The 15,785-nt window shown below is 51.5% G+C and carries 14 protein-coding genes; 13 read left to right on the forward strand and 1 reads right to left on the reverse strand.

From position 1 onward, the window contains the following. Nucleotides 1-40: 40 nt before the first annotated feature. Entirely contained in the window at nt 41-622 is a 582-nt protein-coding gene (gene dcd / locus ICA20_RS09210; protein ID WP_003834269.1) for a dCTP deaminase, read from the forward strand. 25 nt (nt 623-647) lie between these two features. Next, on the forward strand, nt 648-2,501 hold the full coding sequence (gene asmA, locus ICA20_RS09215) for an outer membrane assembly protein AsmA (protein WP_038641805.1): 1,854 nt from the start codon (nt 648-650) through the stop codon (nt 2,499-2,501). 44 nt (nt 2,502-2,545) lie between these two features. On the opposite strand, the gene ICA20_RS09220 is transcribed toward asmA, so the two are convergent. Continuing rightward, nucleotides 2,546-4,129, reverse strand: coding sequence for a TerC family protein (locus tag ICA20_RS09220; protein WP_038641804.1), 1,584 nt, complete (start codon nt 4,127-4,129; stop codon nt 2,546-2,548). 655 nt (nt 4,130-4,784) lie between these two features. Between ICA20_RS09220 and ICA20_RS09225 the strand changes: the two genes are divergently transcribed. From ICA20_RS09225 to ICA20_RS09275, 11 genes are all read left to right on the forward strand, one after another. Further along, a complete protein-coding gene (locus ICA20_RS09225; protein WP_038641800.1) occupies nt 4,785-5,924 on the forward strand; it encodes a polysaccharide export protein in 1,140 nt (379 codons plus the stop codon). A 5-nt stretch (nt 5,925-5,929) separates the two neighbouring features. Beyond that, entirely contained in the window at nt 5,930-6,379 is a 450-nt protein-coding gene (gene wzb, locus ICA20_RS09230) for a low molecular weight protein-tyrosine-phosphatase Wzb (protein WP_038641798.1), read from the forward strand. After that, nucleotides 6,376-8,538 (forward strand): tyrosine-protein kinase Wzc, encoded by a 2,163-nt coding sequence (gene wzc, locus ICA20_RS09235; protein WP_038641796.1) that lies wholly within the window; start codon nt 6,376-6,378, stop codon nt 8,536-8,538. The genes wzb and wzc overlap by 4 nt, the downstream gene beginning before the upstream one ends. A gap of 77 nt (nt 8,539-8,615) precedes the next feature. Next, complete coding sequence (gene wcaA, locus ICA20_RS09240) at nt 8,616-9,458, forward strand: colanic acid biosynthesis glycosyltransferase WcaA (protein WP_038641793.1); 843 nt, start codon at nt 8,616-8,618, stop codon at nt 9,456-9,458. A gap of 2 nt (nt 9,459-9,460) precedes the next feature. After that, nucleotides 9,461-9,949, forward strand: a complete 489-nt coding sequence (wcaB, locus tag ICA20_RS09245) for a colanic acid biosynthesis acetyltransferase WcaB (protein ID WP_038641791.1) — start codon at nt 9,461-9,463, stop codon at nt 9,947-9,949. After that, the gene (gene wcaC / locus ICA20_RS09250; RefSeq protein ID WP_038641788.1) at nt 9,946-11,163 is read left to right on the forward strand and encodes a colanic acid biosynthesis glycosyltransferase WcaC; all 1,218 of its coding nucleotides are present in this window, start codon (nt 9,946-9,948) and stop codon (nt 11,161-11,163) included. The genes wcaB and wcaC overlap by 4 nt, the downstream gene beginning before the upstream one ends. Continuing rightward, complete coding sequence (gene wcaD / locus ICA20_RS09255) at nt 11,138-12,355, forward strand: colanic acid polymerase WcaD (protein WP_038641784.1); 1,218 nt, start codon at nt 11,138-11,140, stop codon at nt 12,353-12,355. Before wcaC ends, wcaD begins: the two co-directional genes overlap by 26 nt. A 5-nt stretch (nt 12,356-12,360) precedes the next feature. Further along, nucleotides 12,361-13,107, forward strand: a complete 747-nt coding sequence (gene wcaE, locus ICA20_RS09260; protein ID WP_038641783.1) for a colanic acid biosynthesis glycosyltransferase WcaE — start codon at nt 12,361-12,363, stop codon at nt 13,105-13,107. A gap of 9 nt (nt 13,108-13,116) precedes the next feature. Then, nucleotides 13,117-13,671 (forward strand): colanic acid biosynthesis acetyltransferase WcaF, encoded by a 555-nt coding sequence (gene wcaF, locus ICA20_RS09265; RefSeq protein WP_038641781.1) that lies wholly within the window; start codon nt 13,117-13,119, stop codon nt 13,669-13,671. Nucleotides 13,672-13,695: 24 nt separating this feature from the next. Then, nucleotides 13,696-14,817, forward strand: a complete 1,122-nt coding sequence (gene gmd / locus ICA20_RS09270) for a GDP-mannose 4,6-dehydratase (RefSeq protein WP_038641779.1) — start codon at nt 13,696-13,698, stop codon at nt 14,815-14,817. Nucleotides 14,818-14,819: 2 nt separating this feature from the next. After that, nucleotides 14,820-15,785 carry a GDP-L-fucose synthase gene (locus tag ICA20_RS09275; protein WP_038641777.1) on the forward strand — a complete coding sequence of 322 codons (966 nt, stop codon included), beginning with the start codon at nt 14,820-14,822 and terminating at the stop codon, nt 15,783-15,785.

The following is a 15,785-nucleotide window of genomic DNA, read 5'->3' on the forward strand; positions in this document are numbered from 1 at the left end:
CCTGGCATTAAGGGGTTGAAGCACGAAAGGAGAAAGTGCCATGCGTTTATGTGACCGAGATATTGAAGCCTGGTTGGATGAAGGTCGCCTGTCGATCACTCCACGCCCTCCTGTCGAGCGAATCAATGGCGCCACGGTAGATGTGCGTCTTGGTAACAAATTCCGTACGTTCCGCGGTCATACGGCGGCGTATATCGATTTGAGTGGACCGAAAGATGAAGTCAGCGCTGCGCTGGATCGCGTGATGAGCGATGAAATCGTCCTTAAGGACGGCGAGGCATTTTTCCTGCATCCGGGGGAGCTTGCGCTGGCGGTGACGTTCGAATCCGTGACGTTGCCTTCCGATCTCGTCGGTTGGTTAGATGGACGTTCTTCATTAGCGCGTCTGGGACTGATGGTACACGTTACCGCACACCGTATCGATCCGGGCTGGTCAGGGTGCATCGTACTGGAATTTTACAACTCCGGAAAATTACCGCTGGCCCTGCGCCCTGGCATGCCAATTGGCGCGTTGAGTTTCGAACCGCTTTCCGGTCCGGCTGCGCGACCTTACAATCGTCGTCAGGATGCAAAGTATCGCGATCAGCAGGGCGCCGTTGCCAGCCGGATCGATAAAGACTGAATGTTTTCAGTCCATTGGGGATAGCATGAGACGATTTCTGACAACGCTGATGATCCTTCTGGTCGTGCTGGTGGCCGGTTTTTCTGCGTTAGTACTGTTGGTGAATCCGAATGATTTCCGCGCGTATATGGTCAAGCAGGTTGCTGTGCGTAGCGGATATCAGCTGCAGTTGGATGGTCCTCTGCGTTGGCACGTATGGCCTCAGTTGAGCATCCTTTCGGGGCGCATGGCGTTGACGGCTGAAGGTGCCAGCGAACCCCTGATTCGTGCCGACAATATGCGCCTCGACGTCGCGTTGTGGCCGTTGTTGAGTCATCAGCTCAGTGTGAAGCAGGTGATGCTCAAGGGGGCTGTGATTCAACTGACCCCGCAAACTGAGGCGGTGCGTGGACAAGATGCGCCCGTTGCCCCCAAAGACAATACGTTGCCCGATCTGGCGGAAGACAAAGGATGGTCGTTTGATATCGCCCGTCTGCGCGTCGCCGACAGCGTTCTGGTATTCCAGCATGAAGACGACGAGCAGGTAACGGTTCGCGATATTCGTCTGGAGATGGAACAGGATAGCCAGCACCGCGGTACGTTTGATTTCTCCGGGCGTGTGAACCGCGATCAGCGTGACCTTGCGCTATCGTTTAACGGCACCGTCGATGCCTCCGACTACCCGCATAATTTGTCCGCTAATATTGAGCAGTTAAGCTGGCAGCTACAGGGGGCCGATCTTCCGTCGCAGGGCATTAAAGGTGAGGGACAGCTTCAGGCGCAGTGGCTGGAAGAGAAAAAACAGCTCGCGTTTAGCCAGATTCATTTAACCGCTAACGACAGCTCTCTCGCCGGGCAAGCCCAGGTGTCGCTGCTAGATAAACCAGAATGGCTCGTCGACCTGAAATTTGGTCAGCTCAATCTGGACAATCTGATTGTGCAACGCGATGCCGTGGCGGCGACAAACGGTGAGGTTCAGCAAGGGCAGAGTCAGTCGACGCTGGCGCGCCCCGTCATTGCTTCGCAGGTTGATGCCGTCTCTTACCAGGGACTCAAGGGATTTTCGGCAGACATCACGTTACAGGCTGACAAAGTATTGTGGCGTAAAATGGCGTTTGAGAATGTCTCGGCGAAAATAAATAACCAGTTCGGCTTAATGAATATCGCACAGATGGAAGGCAAAAGTAACGGTGGACGTGTTTCGCTTCCCGGTACGTTGGACGCCAGAAAAGATGCGCCGCGCGCAGTCTTTCATCCGCGGCTGGAAGGCGTAGAAATTGGCGCTATCCTCAAAGCCTTCAATTACCCCATCGCGCTGACCGGCAAGCTGTCACTGGCGGGAGATTTTTCCGGCTCAGATATTGACGCCCAGGCGTTTCGCCATAGTTGGCAAGGCCAGGCTCATGTCGAAATGAGCGATACGCGAATGGAAGGAATGAACTTCCAGCAGATGATACAACAAGCCGTAGAACGCAGCGGCGGTGATGTGAAATCACAGCAAAATCTGGATAACGTCACCCGTCTGGATCGCTTTGTCACCGATATGACGCTGGATAACGGCGAGGTTACGCTGGATAACATGGCCGGTGAGTCGGCGATGCTTGCGCTGACTGGCAAGGGGACGTTAGACCTGGTGAAGCAGAATTGCGACACGCTGTTTAACATTCGCGTGCTGGGCGGTTGGGATGGCGAAAGCAAGCTGATTAAGTTCCTGAAAGCCACGCCGGTTCCTCTCAGGGTCTATGGCCAGTGGCAGGCGCTGAACTATAACTTGCAGGTCGATCAGTTGCTGCGCAAGCATCTGCAGGATGAAGCGAAACGTCGTCTGAACGATTGGGCCGATCGCAATAAAGACTCCCGCAACGGTAAAGATGTTAAAAAGTTGCTGGATAAACTCTGATTCACATTGCCGGATGGCAGCTAATGCGCCATCCGGCGGGTGATTTACACCTCGTAATCCATATCTTCTTCACCGTGTAGCGGTATCAACTGGACTTTTTGCACGCGATGGTTTTCCACCTGCAGAGTTTTTAGTCGGTAGTCGCCAACCTGAACCTCCTCTCCGGTTTTTGGAATACGCTGTAAATATTCCATCAAAAGCCCGGCAATGGTGTGATATTCACGTTTTTCATCTAACGGAATAGGGACGTACTGCACCAGATCTTCCAGCGGCATGTGACCGTTAGCTGTCCACGAACCATCGGCATTTTTCTGGATATCATGGCGGGCATCAATCTCCTCTACCTCATTTGGCAGATTACCGGCGATGGTTTCCATTACGTCACTGAGCGTTACGATCCCTTCGACAGAACCAAATTCATCTGCAATAAAAGCGAAGTGCGTGCGGGCATTACGGAACTGCTCCAGCGCCGGAAGCAGCGGCAGGGTTTCCGGGAACACCAGCGGCTGACGAATCAGGACGCGTAAGTCGAGCGCCTCGCCACGCAGGGACTGCTGCAGCAGATCGATGACATGCACTACGCCCAGCAGCTCTTCCTCCTCGTCTTCCCCGGTAACAACCAGGCGCGTATGCTGATTTTTTTCCAGTAAAGCGCGAATTTCTGCTTCGGGTGCGTTGAGATCGACGTGTTCAATATCGTGGCGTGAGGTCATGATGCTGCTAACGGTACGCTGATTAAGATTCAGTACGCGCTCAATCATCCGCCGTTCCTGGGGCGCAAAAATCTGACCCTCCTGGTGATCCGCCAGCATAGCAGCGGTTTCGGCATCCAGTTCGGCATCTTCTTTTTGACCGCTCAGCAGCCTCATCACCGCCTCGGCAGTGCGCTGGCGCAAGGTATGGTTGGCTGACAGGAAGCGACGACGGTTAAAGATTGCCAGCTGGTTCAAGGCTTCGATCATAACCGAGAAGCCGATAGCGGCGTACAGGTAACCTTTCGGGATATGGAAACCGAACCCTTCGGCGACCAGGCTGAAACCAATCATCAGCAGGAAGCTCAGGCACAGAATAACGATGGTTGGGTGGCTGTTGACAAAGCGCGTCAACGACTTACTGGCGAGCATCATCAGGCTGATGGCGATAATCACCGCCGCCATCATCACCGCCAGGTGATCGACCATCCCGACGGCGGTAATGACGGAATCCAGAGAGAAGATGGCGTCAAGCACCACAATTTGCGCGACCACTCCCCAGAACTTAGCGCCTTTACGCTGGGTGGGATTGTCGCTGTCTTTGCCTTCCAGCCGTTCGTTTAGCTCCATTGTGGCTTTAAACAACAGGAAGAAACCGCCAAACAGCATAATCAGATCGCGTGCACTGAAACTGAGGCCACGAATGCTGAACAGTGGCGTAGTCAGCGTCACCAGCCAGGATATTGATGCCAGTAGCAGCAGTCGCATGACCATCGCCAGCAGGAGCCCGGTAATACGCGCCTTATCCCGCTGGGCAGGAGGGAGTTTCTCCGCGAGGATGGCAATAAAAACAAGATTATCAATGCCAAGAACAAGTTCGATCACGATTAGCGTGACGAGTCCGGCCCAGATTGACGGATCGGCAATCCATTCCATAGTAAATGCTATACCCATAGTTGTATGACAATTGTCACAATTCGATCATGGGTAAAACTGGCGGAAAATGCAATGCCGGAAAGGGATTTCTCTGGCGGTTATTTCAGGATGCCAGCGGGATAATAGCCGTAATGTAACTACAGGAAATAAACTTCTTTAGCCAATTATATTTAGGAAATATCGCAGGTGGCGTATTTATTTAGTCATGCTGTCAATATCGATAAAATCCTAAAAACATATAAATTCCACGCTTAATATTAATCTTAAAAGCAAGTGAACGGAGGCTTGTTATCTTGCCTGCTATTCACTTAGCTGCAACAATTCTTGCGGTAATAATCAAAAGATAATATTTCCTCATTAACCGGTGGCGTTATTCCCGATGCGTTGCTGTTCTGAATATGATGAAAATAAAGGAGAAGATAAAAATTTAAATTAATCAGTGCATTGGTAGCTAATGAAGCCAGGGGCGGTAGCGTGTCTGGTCACCTGAAAACAAGCCTAAATTATTCTGTCAAGAGACCGCAGATGAATCCATTATTTTTAGGACTGATGCCAGTTAAATTCCTTTTCAATTAACGGCAAGGTAAATGTGTACAGGCGAAGCCGCTATTTAGAACGCACGTGATAATTACTCTGCCAAAGTGATAAATAATCAATGATGAACTCCAAACTTAAATTGATACCAGTCCTGGTATCGGTAATCTTGATAAACGGTTGTACCGTGCTTCCGGGCAGCAATATGTCTACGATGGGCAAAGATGTGATTAAACAGCAGGACGCTGATTTTGATATCAACCGGATGGTGAATGTTTATCCACTGACCCCGCGACTGGTCGAGCAATTACGTCCTCGTCCGAATGTTGCGCAGCCTAACATGTCGCTGGAGCAGGAGATTGCAGGATATCAGTATCGGGTCGGTCCAGGCGATGTCCTGAATGTGACCGTCTGGGATCATCCTGAACTCACGACCCCGGCCGGGCAGTATCGTAGCTCAAGCGATACCGGCAACTGGGTGCAGCCTGATGGCACCATGTTTTACCCCTACATTGGCAAAGTCAGCGTGGTGGGAAAAACGTTGGCAGAAATTCGTAGTGATATTACCGGGCGCTTAGCGAAATACATTGCTGACCCGCAGGTGGACGTTAATATCGCCGCTTTCCGCTCGCAGAAGGCTTATGTCTCCGGGCAGGTGAATAAATCTGGCCAGCAGGCCATCACCAACGTACCGCTTACCATTCTTGATGCCATTAACGCCGCAGGCGGTCTCACCGAGGCGGCTGACTGGCGCAATGTTGTACTGACTCACAAAGGTCAGGAGCAACGAATTTCACTGCAAGCGCTGATGCAAAATGGCGACCTGAGCCAGAACCGTCTGCTCTATCCTGGCGACATTCTGTTTGTTCCGCGTAATGACGATCTGAAAGTCTTCGTGATGGGGGAAGTGAAGAAGCAGAGCACCCTCAAAATGGACTTCAGCGGTATGACGCTCACTGAAGCGCTTGGCAATGCGGAAGGTATCGATCTGACCACCTCCAACGCCAGCGGCATTTTCGTTATTCGTCCGTTGAAAGGCGAAAGCGGGCACAACGGCAAGATCGCCAATATCTATCAGCTTGATATGTCCGATGCGACTTCGCTGGTGATGGCGACGTCATTCCGACTCCAGCCTTACGATGTGGTGTATGTCACGACCGCGCCGGTTGCCCGCTGGAACCGTTTGATCAATCAGTTGCTGCCGACCATTAGCGGTGTTCGCTATATGACGGACACGGCCAGCGACCTTCACAACTGGTAATCGTCATGTTTAACAAAATATTGGTTGTCTGTGTGGGGAACATTTGCCGTTCCCCGACGGCAGAACGCTTGTTAAGGAAGTTTCATCCGGCGTTGACGGTCTCTTCTGCAGGTCTCGGGGCGCTGGTGGGTAAAGGTGCGGATCCCTGTGCTATCAGCGTCGCGCAGGCGCACAACCTGTCACTGGAAAATCATTGTGCCCGCCAGATCTCAGGACGCATGTGCCGGGAATACGACCTGATCCTGACCATGGAAAAACGCCATATTTCAGCCCTGTGCGAAATGGTGCCGGAGATGCGCGGCAAAGTGATGCTTTTTGGTCACTGGGACAGCGAACGTGAAATTCCCGACCCATACCGTAAAAGTCGGGATGCGTTTGACGCGGTGTACGCATTACTTGAACGGTCTGCCCGCCAGTGGGCTCAGGCATTGAACGCGGAGCAGGGAAAACAATGACAGAAAAAGTAAAACAGTCTGCCGCGCCGGTTACGGGCAATGATGAAATCGATATTGGCCGTCTGGTAGGAACGGTGGTGGAAGCTCGCTGGTGGGTGCTTGGTATTACGACGACGTTTGCGTTATGTGCGGCGGTCTACACGCTGTTTGCCACGCCGATCTACAGTGCGGATGCGCTGGTGCAAATTGAGCAAAATACAGGGAATTCCCTGGTGCAAGATATTGGCTCGGCGTTGTCGAATAAACCGCCGGCTTCGGAAGCGGAAATTCAGCTCATTCAGTCACGGCTGGTACTGGGAAAAACGGTAGACGATCTCAATCTGGATATCGCGGTGACGAAAGATACATTTCCGATTTTTGGCGCAGGCTGGGATCGGTTGATGGGGCGCCAGAATGAAACCGTTAATGTCACCACCTTTACGCTGCCAAAGGCGATGAAGGAACAGACTTTTACGCTAAGCGTGTTGAACGATAAAAGTTATCAATTAGTCAGTGATGGGGGATTTAGCGCCCGCGGTCAGGTTGGGCAATTGTTGAATCACGATGGCGTGACGATGCTGGTTGAGGCGATTCATGCCAGCCCTGAGAGTCAATTTACCGTCAGCAAATTTTCCACATTGGGCATGATTAACACCCTGCAAAATAACCTGATGGTGACAGAAACCGGCAAAGATACTGGCGTATTGAGTCTGACTTTTACCGGCGAAGACCGCGAACAAATCCGCCAGATCCTCGACAGTATTACCCGCAACTATCTGCAACAAAACGTAGAACGTAAGTCAGAAGAGGCCGCTAAAAGTCTGGCGTTTCTGGCAAAACAGTTGCCTGAGGTGCGTAACCGGCTGGACGTTGCCGAAAACAAGCTGAATGCCTTCCGTCAGGATAAAGACTCCGTAGATTTACCGCTGGAAGCTAAAGCGGTGCTGGACTCCATGGTAAATATCGATGCGCAGCTCAACGAACTGACCTTTAAAGAAGCGGAAATCTCCAAGTTATTCACCAAAGCGCACCCGGCGTATCGCACATTGCTGGAAAAACGCCAGGCGCTGGAAGATGAGAAAAGCAAGCTGAACGGGCGTGTTACGGCAATGCCGAAAACGCAGCAGGAAATTGTCCGGCTGACCCGCGATGTGGAGTCCGGTCAGCAGGTCTATATGCAGCTGTTAAATAAGCAACAGGAACTGAAGATCACCGAGGCGAGTACGGTCGGAGATGTACGCATCGTCGATCCCGCGATTGCCCAGCCAGGCGTGCTGAAGCCGAAAAAGGCGTTGATTATTCTCGGTAGCATTATTCTTGGTTTGATGCTTTCGGTGGTGGGCGTATTGCTGCGTTCCCTGTTTAATCGCGGCATTGAAAGCCCGCAGGCGCTGGAAGAGCATGGCATCAGCGTCTATGCCAGCATCCCGCTTTCAGAATGGCAAAAAGCGCGCGATAACGTTCAGACCATTAAAGGTGTGAAGCGTTACAAACAAACCCAGTTACTGGCGGTGGGGAATCCAACGGATCTCGCCATAGAAGCGGTCCGTAGCCTGCGTACCAGTCTGCACTTCGCCATGATGCAGGCGCGCAACAACGTGTTGATGCTGACCGGCGTCAGCCCGTCGATAGGTAAAACATTTGTCTGCGCTAACCTGGCGGCGGTCATTAGCCAGACCCACAAGCGCGTGCTGTTGATCGACTGTGACATGCGCAAAGGCTATACCCACGAACTGCTGGGGACCAGTAACGTCAACGGTCTGTCCGAGATCCTCGTCGGTAAGGGGGATATCTCCTCCAGCGCGAAACCGACCTCCATTGCGAATTTTGATCTGATCCCTCGCGGACAAATACCCCCTAATCCATCTGAGCTTCTGATGAGTGAACGCTTTGGCGAACTGATTACGTGGGCCAGCGAGCACTATGACCTGGTCCTGATAGATACCCCGCCAATACTGGCGGTGACCGATGCGGCAATTGTTGGCCGCCATGTCGGCACCACGCTGATGGTGGCGCGTTATGCGGTCAATACGCTGAAAGAGGTGGAAACCAGCCTGAGTCGGTTTGAGCAAAACGGCATTCAGGTTAAAGGGGTGATCCTGAACTCGATCTTCCGCCGTGCCAGTGGCTATCAGGATTACGGTTACTACGAATACGAGTACACGTCGGATTCGAAATAGATAACGAACAGCAACGCATATCGAATGTAGGCCTGATAAGCGTAGCGCCATCAGGCAACTTTATTTGGGAAACGAAAATGACGACAGAAAACCCACTCATTTCAATTTACATGCCAACCTGGAATCGCCAACAGCTGGCCATTCGGGCGATCAAATCGGTGTTGCGCCAGGACTATCCTCACTGGGAGATGATCATCGTGGATGACTGTTCTTCTTCGTATGAGCAACTACAGCAGTTCGTTGAGGAACTGAACGACCCACGCGTGTGCTATACGCATAACGCGACGAACTCCGGGGCCTGCGCGGTACGCAATCAGGCAATCATGCAGGCTAATGGGCAATATATTACGGGTATTGATGATGATGATGAATGGACGCCGAATCGCCTGAGCGTGTTTCTGCAGCATCGTCATCAACTGGTTACGCACGCGTTTCTGTATGCCAATGATTATGTTTGTGAAGGCGAAGTGTATTCGCAACCGTCCAGTCTGCCGCTCTATCCGAAGTCAGTTTACTCCCGACGCAAGTTTTACAAGCGCAATATTATTGGTAATCAGGTCTTTACGTGGGCATGGCGTTTTAAAGCATGCCTGTTCGATACCACACTGAAAGCCGCGCAGGATTACGACATTTTTCTCAGGATGGTGGTGGCGTACGGCAAACCGTGGAAGGTCAAAGAGGCGACGCAGATCCTGCATGTGAACCACGGTGAGATGCGCATTACCTCGTCACCGCATAAATTCTCCGGCTACTTTCAGTTCTATCGTAAGCACAAAGGTAAATTTGACCGGGCGAGTAAGAAATATCAGCTGTTCACGCTCTATCAGATCCGCAATAAACGAATGAACTGGCGCACGCTGCTGACGTTGCTTTCCATTCGCAACAGTAAGCGTCTGGCCGACGGACTGCGAGGACGCTAAGTATGCTGGAAGATTTACGTGCGAACGGCTGGAGTCTGCGCCCCTGCTGTATGGTAGTGGCCTATCGGATTGCCCATTTTTGCTCCGTCTGGCGTAAAAAAAATATCTTGAACAACCTGTGGGCTGCGCCGGTGCTGGTGTTGTATCGCCTGATCACTGAATGCCTGTTTGGTTATGAAATTCAGGCCGCTGCATCTATCGGTCGTCGTTTCACTATCCATCATGGTTATGGCGTAGTGATCAATAAACACGTGGTGGCAGGGGACGATTTAACCCTGCGCCACGGTGTCACCATTGGCAATCCTGGCGGCAAAGATTTGTCCTGTCCGGTCATCGGTAACGGTGTCGAACTGGGGGCCAACGTCACTGTGCTCGGCGATGTCGCTATTGGCGATAACGTGACCATTGGCGCCGGGAGCGTGGTAGTGGATAGCATCCCTGACAACACGCTGGTGGTGGGCGAGAAAGCACGAGTGAAGGTAACAAAATGAATATCTTACAATTTAATGTGCGACTCGCAGAAGGTGGAGCGGCAGGTGTGGCGTTAGATCTGCATCTGCGCGCGCTGTCGAAAGGGTTGACGTCACGCTTTGTGTACGGCTATGGCAAAGGCGGCAAGAAAAGCGCCAGCCACGGTAATTATCCGCATGTTATCAAACATACGCCGCGCCTGACGTCGGCGGCGAATATTGCGCTATTTCGTTTCGCTAACCGCGACCTGTTTGGCAATCTTAACAGTTTATATCGTACGGTGACCCGCACATCCGGCCCGCTGGTACTGCATTTTCATGTGCTGCACAGTTACTGGTTGAACCTGGAAGAGGTCGTGACCTTTTGCGAAAAGGTGAAGGCGCATAAACCGGACATCACCTTTGTCTGGACGCTGCACGATCACTGGAGCGTGACCGGGCGTTGCGCTTTCACAGACGGGTGTGAAAGCTGGAAAACCGGCTGCCAGAAATGCCCGACGTTAAGCAATTATCCGCCGGTAAAAATCGACAAAGCCCATCAGCAGGTGCCCGCTAAACGGCAGAGGTTTCGCGACATGTTAGCGCTTGGCTGCCAGTTTATCTCTCCCAGCCAGCATGTGGCCGACGCGTTCAACAGTCTGTATGGCATGGGGCGCTGCCGCATTATTAACAACGGTATTGATGTGGCAACCGAAGCCATTCTTGCCGAACTGCCCGCCAGACATGAACCACACGGCAGACCGAAAATCGCGGTGGTGGCTCATGACCTGCGCTATGACGGTAAAACCAATCAGCGCCTGGTGCAGGAGATGATGGCGCTCGGGGAAAAAATTGAGCTGCATACCTTCGGCAAATTTTCTCCCTTTGCTGGCGATAATGTCATCAATCATGGCTTCGAAAGCGATAAGCGAACGTTGATGAGCGCGCTTAACGAGATGGATGGACTGGTGTTCAGCTCCCGCGTTGATAATTACCCGCTGATTCTGTGCGAAGCGCTTTCCATCGGGGTACCGGTGATTGCTACGCACAGCGAGGCGGCACAAGAGGTACTGGCGAAAGCGGGCGGTAAAACGTTCAGTGAAGCGGATGTATTGCGGCTGGTACAACTGAAAAAATCAGACATTGCGCAGGCGGTATTCGACACGTCGCTTGCCGCGTTCAGCCAGCGCAGCCGGGTGGCATACAGTGGACAACAGATGCTGGAGGAATATGTCTCGTTCTATCAGAATCTGTAGCTATCTGCTGCTACCGCTGCTTTATCTGCTGGTTAACGTCAAACTTGCCCAGCTTGGCGAGAGCTTCCCGATAACGATTGTCACATTCTTGCCCGTTCTGCTGTTGCTGTTTGTCGAGCGCATCAATATTAAAAAATTAATGATTGCGCTGGGCGTGGGGGGAGGGTTGACGGCGTTTAACTACCTGTTCGGTCAATCGCTGAATGCCAGTAAGTACGTCACGTCCGCGATGCTGTTTGTCTATACCGTGGTGATTATTGGCATGGTGTGGAGTATTCGCTTCAAAACCATTTCGCCGCATAACTATATTAAGATCCTGCGCTTTTTCTGGCTGGTTGTCGGGCTGGTGGTAGGGTTAGCGGCAGTTGAAATGGCGCAGATCATTCTCAGCGGCGGCAGTAGTTTAATGGAAGTTATTTCGAAATATCTTATTTACAGTAACAGCTATGTTCTGAACTTTATTAAGTTTGGCGGAAAACGCACCACTGCGCTTTATTTCGAACCGGCATTCTTCGCTCTGGCGTTAATCTCAATTTGGCTCAGTATCAAACAGTTTGGTATCAAAACGCCTAAGTCCGATGCTATGATTCTGGCAGGGATAATATTATCAGGGTCGTTTTCCGGGGTGATGACGTTTATTTTGTTTTATCTCCTGGAGTGGGCGTTTCAGTACCTGAATAAGGATGCGATAAAAAAGAAGTTGCCGCTGGCGATAATCTCATTAAGCGTGTTTTTAGTCGGTGTGATATTTGCGTTTCCGTACATCGCAACGCGCCTTGGGGATTTAGGCACCGAGGGGTCATCATCGTATTATCGAATCGTGGGACCGCTAGTGATGGTCGGTTATTCGTTAATGCATGTTGATGGCGTCGTAAGATTCGGTTCGCTTTATGAATATGTCGCGTCATTCGGAATTTTTAACGGTGCGGATGTGGGTAAAACGATAGACAATGGTTTGTATCTGCTGATTATTTATTTTTCGTGGTTCGCCGTGATATTAACCCTGTGGTACATGGGGAAAGTTATGAAGATGATGATCACTGCTTTTGGTGATAATCAGAATTATCGGGTGCAGCTATATCTTTTTACGCCGCTGTCGCTGTTTTTTACAGGGTCAGTATTTAGTCCGGAATACGCTTTTTTAATTGTGTGTCCGTTTATTTTGCGCAAGGCGCTGAATATCGCGAGGTAAATCACATGCTGCTTAGTATTATTACCGTCGCCTTTCGCAATCTGGAAGGGATCGTCAAAACTCACGCCTCGCTGGCACACCTGACGCAGGCAGGCGATATCAGTTTTGAGTGGATTGTTGTTGATGGCGGCTCCTCTGACGGTACGTCGGCGTTTCTTGAAGGTCTCGGTGGAGAGCACCGGTTACGGTTTGTCAGCGAACCGGACAACGGCATTTATGATGCGATGAACAAAGGCATTGCGATGGCGCGCGGGCGCTTTGCGCTGTTCCTCAATTCCGGGGATATTCTGCATGCCGATGCGGCTCAGTTCATCCGCCAGTTAAAAACACAGAGTGATAAAGCCATGGTTATCGGCGACGCGTTGCTGAATTTTGGCAATGGCAACAAAATTAAGCGCCGGGCAAAGCCGGGTTGGTATATTTATCACAGCCTGCCTGCCAGCCATCAGGCCATCTTTTTTCCGCTCTCAGGACTGAATGTCTGGCGCTATGATTTGCAATATAAAATATCGTCCGATTACGCGCTGGCTGCCAGACTATATAAATCTGGTTACGCTTTCAAAAAACTGGACGGGCTGGTGTCGGAGTTTTCAATGGGCGGAGTGTCAACGACGAATAATCTGGAATTATGCCGCGATGCAAAAAAAGTTCAGCGGCAGATATTACATATGCCAGGTTTTTTGACTGGGGTTTCTGAATATTTACGGCTGCGTACAACCGGTAAAACAAAAACTTTATATGGCAAAACGTAAGGGCACATTATGCAGGATTTAAGCGACTTCAGCGTGCCGAAAGGTTTTCGCGGTAGCGGTGTCATTAAAGTGCAATTATGGTGGGCGGTACAGGCAACACTGTTTCGCTGGTCACCCCAGGTAATGTATCGCTGGCGTGCGTTTTTATTACGCATGTTCGGTGCAAAAATAGGAAAAAACGTAGTTATTCGACCTTCAGTAAAAATTACTTATCCGTGGAAATTAACCCTGGGAGATTATGCCTGGGTGGGTGATGACGCGGTTTTATATACGTTGGGTAATATTACGATTGGCGCACACGCGGTTATTTCGCAAAAAAGTTATTTATGTACCGGAAGTCATGATTACGCCAGCCAACATTTTGATATTAACGCCACACCGATTGTGGTTGGCGATAAATGCTGGCTGGCGACAGATGTCTTTGTCGCGCCTGGCGTGACGATTGGCGATGGCACCGTCGTTGGAGCACGCAGCAGCGTATTTAAATCGCTGCCAGCAAATGTCGTTTGTCGGGGAAACCCCGCAGTAGTCACGCGCGAACGCGTCGAGAAAGTTACTCCCTGAGGGGATCATTTAAGAGGTAATAACATGTCAAAAGTCGCTCTCATCACTGGCGTAACCGGGCAGGATGGTTCTTACCTGGCAGAATTCCTGCTGGAAAAAGGGTATGAAGTGCACGGCATTAAGCGTCGCGCTTCATCATTCAACACCGAACGTGTGGACCATATCTACCAGGATCCACATTCAAGCAACCCCAAATTCCATCTGCACTATGGCGATTTGACGGATTCATCCAACCTGACCCGTATTTTAAAAGAGGTCCAACCGGATGAGGTCTATAACCTGGGCGCCATGAGTCATGTCGCGGTGTCGTTTGACTCACCGGAATACACCGCGGACGTCGATGCAATAGGTACGTTGCGTTTGCTGGAGGCTATCCGCTTCCTTGGTCTGGAAAAGAAGACCCGTTTCTATCAGGCCTCCACCTCAGAACTCTACGGCCTGGTACAGGAAATTCCGCAGAAAGAGACCACGCCGTTTTACCCGCGTTCGCCCTATGCGGTGGCTAAGCTCTACGCCTACTGGATTACCGTTAACTACCGCGAATCTTACGGTATGTATGCCTGTAACGGCATCCTGTTTAACCACGAATCTCCACGCCGTGGTGAAACTTTCGTCACCCGTAAAATCACCCGCGCCATTGCCAACATCGCTCAGGGCCTGGAGTCGTGCCTGTACCTGGGCAACATGGATTCGCTGCGTGACTGGGGGCATGCCAAAGATTACGTCAGGATGCAGTGGATGATGCTGCAGCAGGATCAGCCGGAAGATTTCGTCATTGCCACCGGCGTGCAATATTCCGTGCGTCAGTTTGTAGAAATGGCGGCGGCGCAACTGGGTATCAAACTGCGTTTTGAAGGTGAAGGCGTGAATGAAAAAGGCATTGTGGTTTCCGTGACCGGACACGATGCGCCAGGCGTGAAACCTGGGGACGTGATAATCGCCGTCGATCCGCGCTATTTCCGTCCGGCAGAAGTAGAAACGCTATTGGGCGACCCGGCCAGAGCACATGAAAAACTCGGCTGGAAACCGGAAATTACGCTGCGCCAGATGATCTCTGAAATGGTCGCTAACGACCTTGAAGCAGCGAAGAAACATTCCCTGCTGAAGTCGCACGGTTACGAGGTTGCCATCGCGCTGGAGTACTGAGGATGAAGAAACAACGTATTTTTGTGGCGGGCCATCGCGGGATGGTGGGGGCCGCCATCGTAAGACAGCTGGCCCAACGAGATAATGTCGAACTGGTGCTGCGTACCCGAGATGAGCTTAACCTGCTGGATGGAGACGCGGTGCGTCACTTCTTCGCCGCTGAACGTATTGACCAGGTGTACCTGGCGGCGGCAAAAGTGGGTGGGATCGTGGCCAATAACACTTATCCCGCTGATTTTATTTACGAAAATATGATGATTGAGAGCAACATTATTCATGCGGCGCATCTGCATAACGTGAATAAACTGCTGTTTCTCGGATCATCCTGTATTTATCCCAAACATGCTAGCCAGCCAATAGCAGAAAGCGAACTCTTGCAGGGGCAACTGGAGCCGACCAACGAGCCGTATGCGATTGCCAAAATAGCCGGCATCAAGCTGTGTGAATCGTATAACCGTCAGTATGGCCGTGATTATCGCTCGGTGATGCCGACGAATTTGTACGGGCCGCATGACAACTTTCATCCAAGCAATTCGCATGTGATCCCGGCGCTGCTGCGCCGCTTTCACGAAGCCTGCGAGCAAAATGCGCCGGATGTGGTGGTGTGGGGAAGCGGCACGCCGATGCGCGAGTTTCTGCATGTGGATGATATGGCGGCGGCCAGCATCCACGTAATGGAGCTGGCTCATGAAGTCTGGCAGGAATATACCCAGCCGATGCTGTCGCATATCAATGTGGGTACCGGCGTGGACTGCACCATCCGTGAACTGGCCCAGACCATTGCCAAGGTAGTGGGTTACAAGGGGCGCGTGGTGTTTGACGCCAGCAAACCGGACGGGACGCCGCGCAAATTGCTCGACGTTACGCGTTTGCATCAGTTGGGCTGGTATCACGAGATATCACTTGAGGCAGGGCTTGCCAGCACCTGGCAGTGGTTCCTTGAAAACCAGCAGCGTTATCGGGGGTAA

Origin of the sequence: Citrobacter sp. C5_2, assembly GCF_014596845.2 — a bacterium.
GTDB classification, from domain to species: Bacteria; Pseudomonadota; Gammaproteobacteria; order Enterobacterales; family Enterobacteriaceae; genus Citrobacter; species Citrobacter werkmanii.

Excerpts from the sequence above, each read along its gene's own strand:
- ICA20_RS09225 (WP_038641800.1), top strand. The coding sequence starts at position 4,785 with ATGATGAACTCCAAACTTAAATTGATACCAGTCCTGGTATCGGTAATC.
- wcaB (WP_038641791.1), top strand. The coding sequence starts at position 9,461 with ATGCTGGAAGATTTACGTGCGAACGGCTGGAGTCTGCGCCCCTGCTGT.
- ICA20_RS09275 (WP_038641777.1), top strand. The coding sequence starts at position 14,820 with ATGAAGAAACAACGTATTTTTGTGGCGGGCCATCGCGGGATGGTGGGG.
- wcaF (WP_038641781.1), top strand. The coding sequence starts at position 13,117 with ATGCAGGATTTAAGCGACTTCAGCGTGCCGAAAGGTTTTCGCGGTAGC.
- wcaE (WP_038641783.1), top strand. The coding sequence starts at position 12,361 with ATGCTGCTTAGTATTATTACCGTCGCCTTTCGCAATCTGGAAGGGATC.
- gmd (WP_038641779.1), top strand. The coding sequence starts at position 13,696 with ATGTCAAAAGTCGCTCTCATCACTGGCGTAACCGGGCAGGATGGTTCT.
- wzb (WP_038641798.1), top strand. The coding sequence starts at position 5,930 with ATGTTTAACAAAATATTGGTTGTCTGTGTGGGGAACATTTGCCGTTCC.
- asmA (WP_038641805.1), top strand. The coding sequence starts at position 648 with ATGAGACGATTTCTGACAACGCTGATGATCCTTCTGGTCGTGCTGGTG.
- wcaD (WP_038641784.1), top strand. The coding sequence starts at position 11,138 with ATGTCTCGTTCTATCAGAATCTGTAGCTATCTGCTGCTACCGCTGCTT.
- ICA20_RS09220 (WP_038641804.1), bottom strand. The coding sequence starts at position 4,129 with ATGGAATGGATTGCCGATCCGTCAATCTGGGCCGGACTCGTCACGCTA.
- dcd (WP_003834269.1), top strand. The coding sequence starts at position 41 with ATGCGTTTATGTGACCGAGATATTGAAGCCTGGTTGGATGAAGGTCGC.
- wcaA (WP_038641793.1), top strand. The coding sequence starts at position 8,616 with ATGACGACAGAAAACCCACTCATTTCAATTTACATGCCAACCTGGAAT.
- wcaC (WP_038641788.1), top strand. The coding sequence starts at position 9,946 with ATGAATATCTTACAATTTAATGTGCGACTCGCAGAAGGTGGAGCGGCA.
- wzc (WP_038641796.1), top strand. The coding sequence starts at position 6,376 with ATGACAGAAAAAGTAAAACAGTCTGCCGCGCCGGTTACGGGCAATGAT.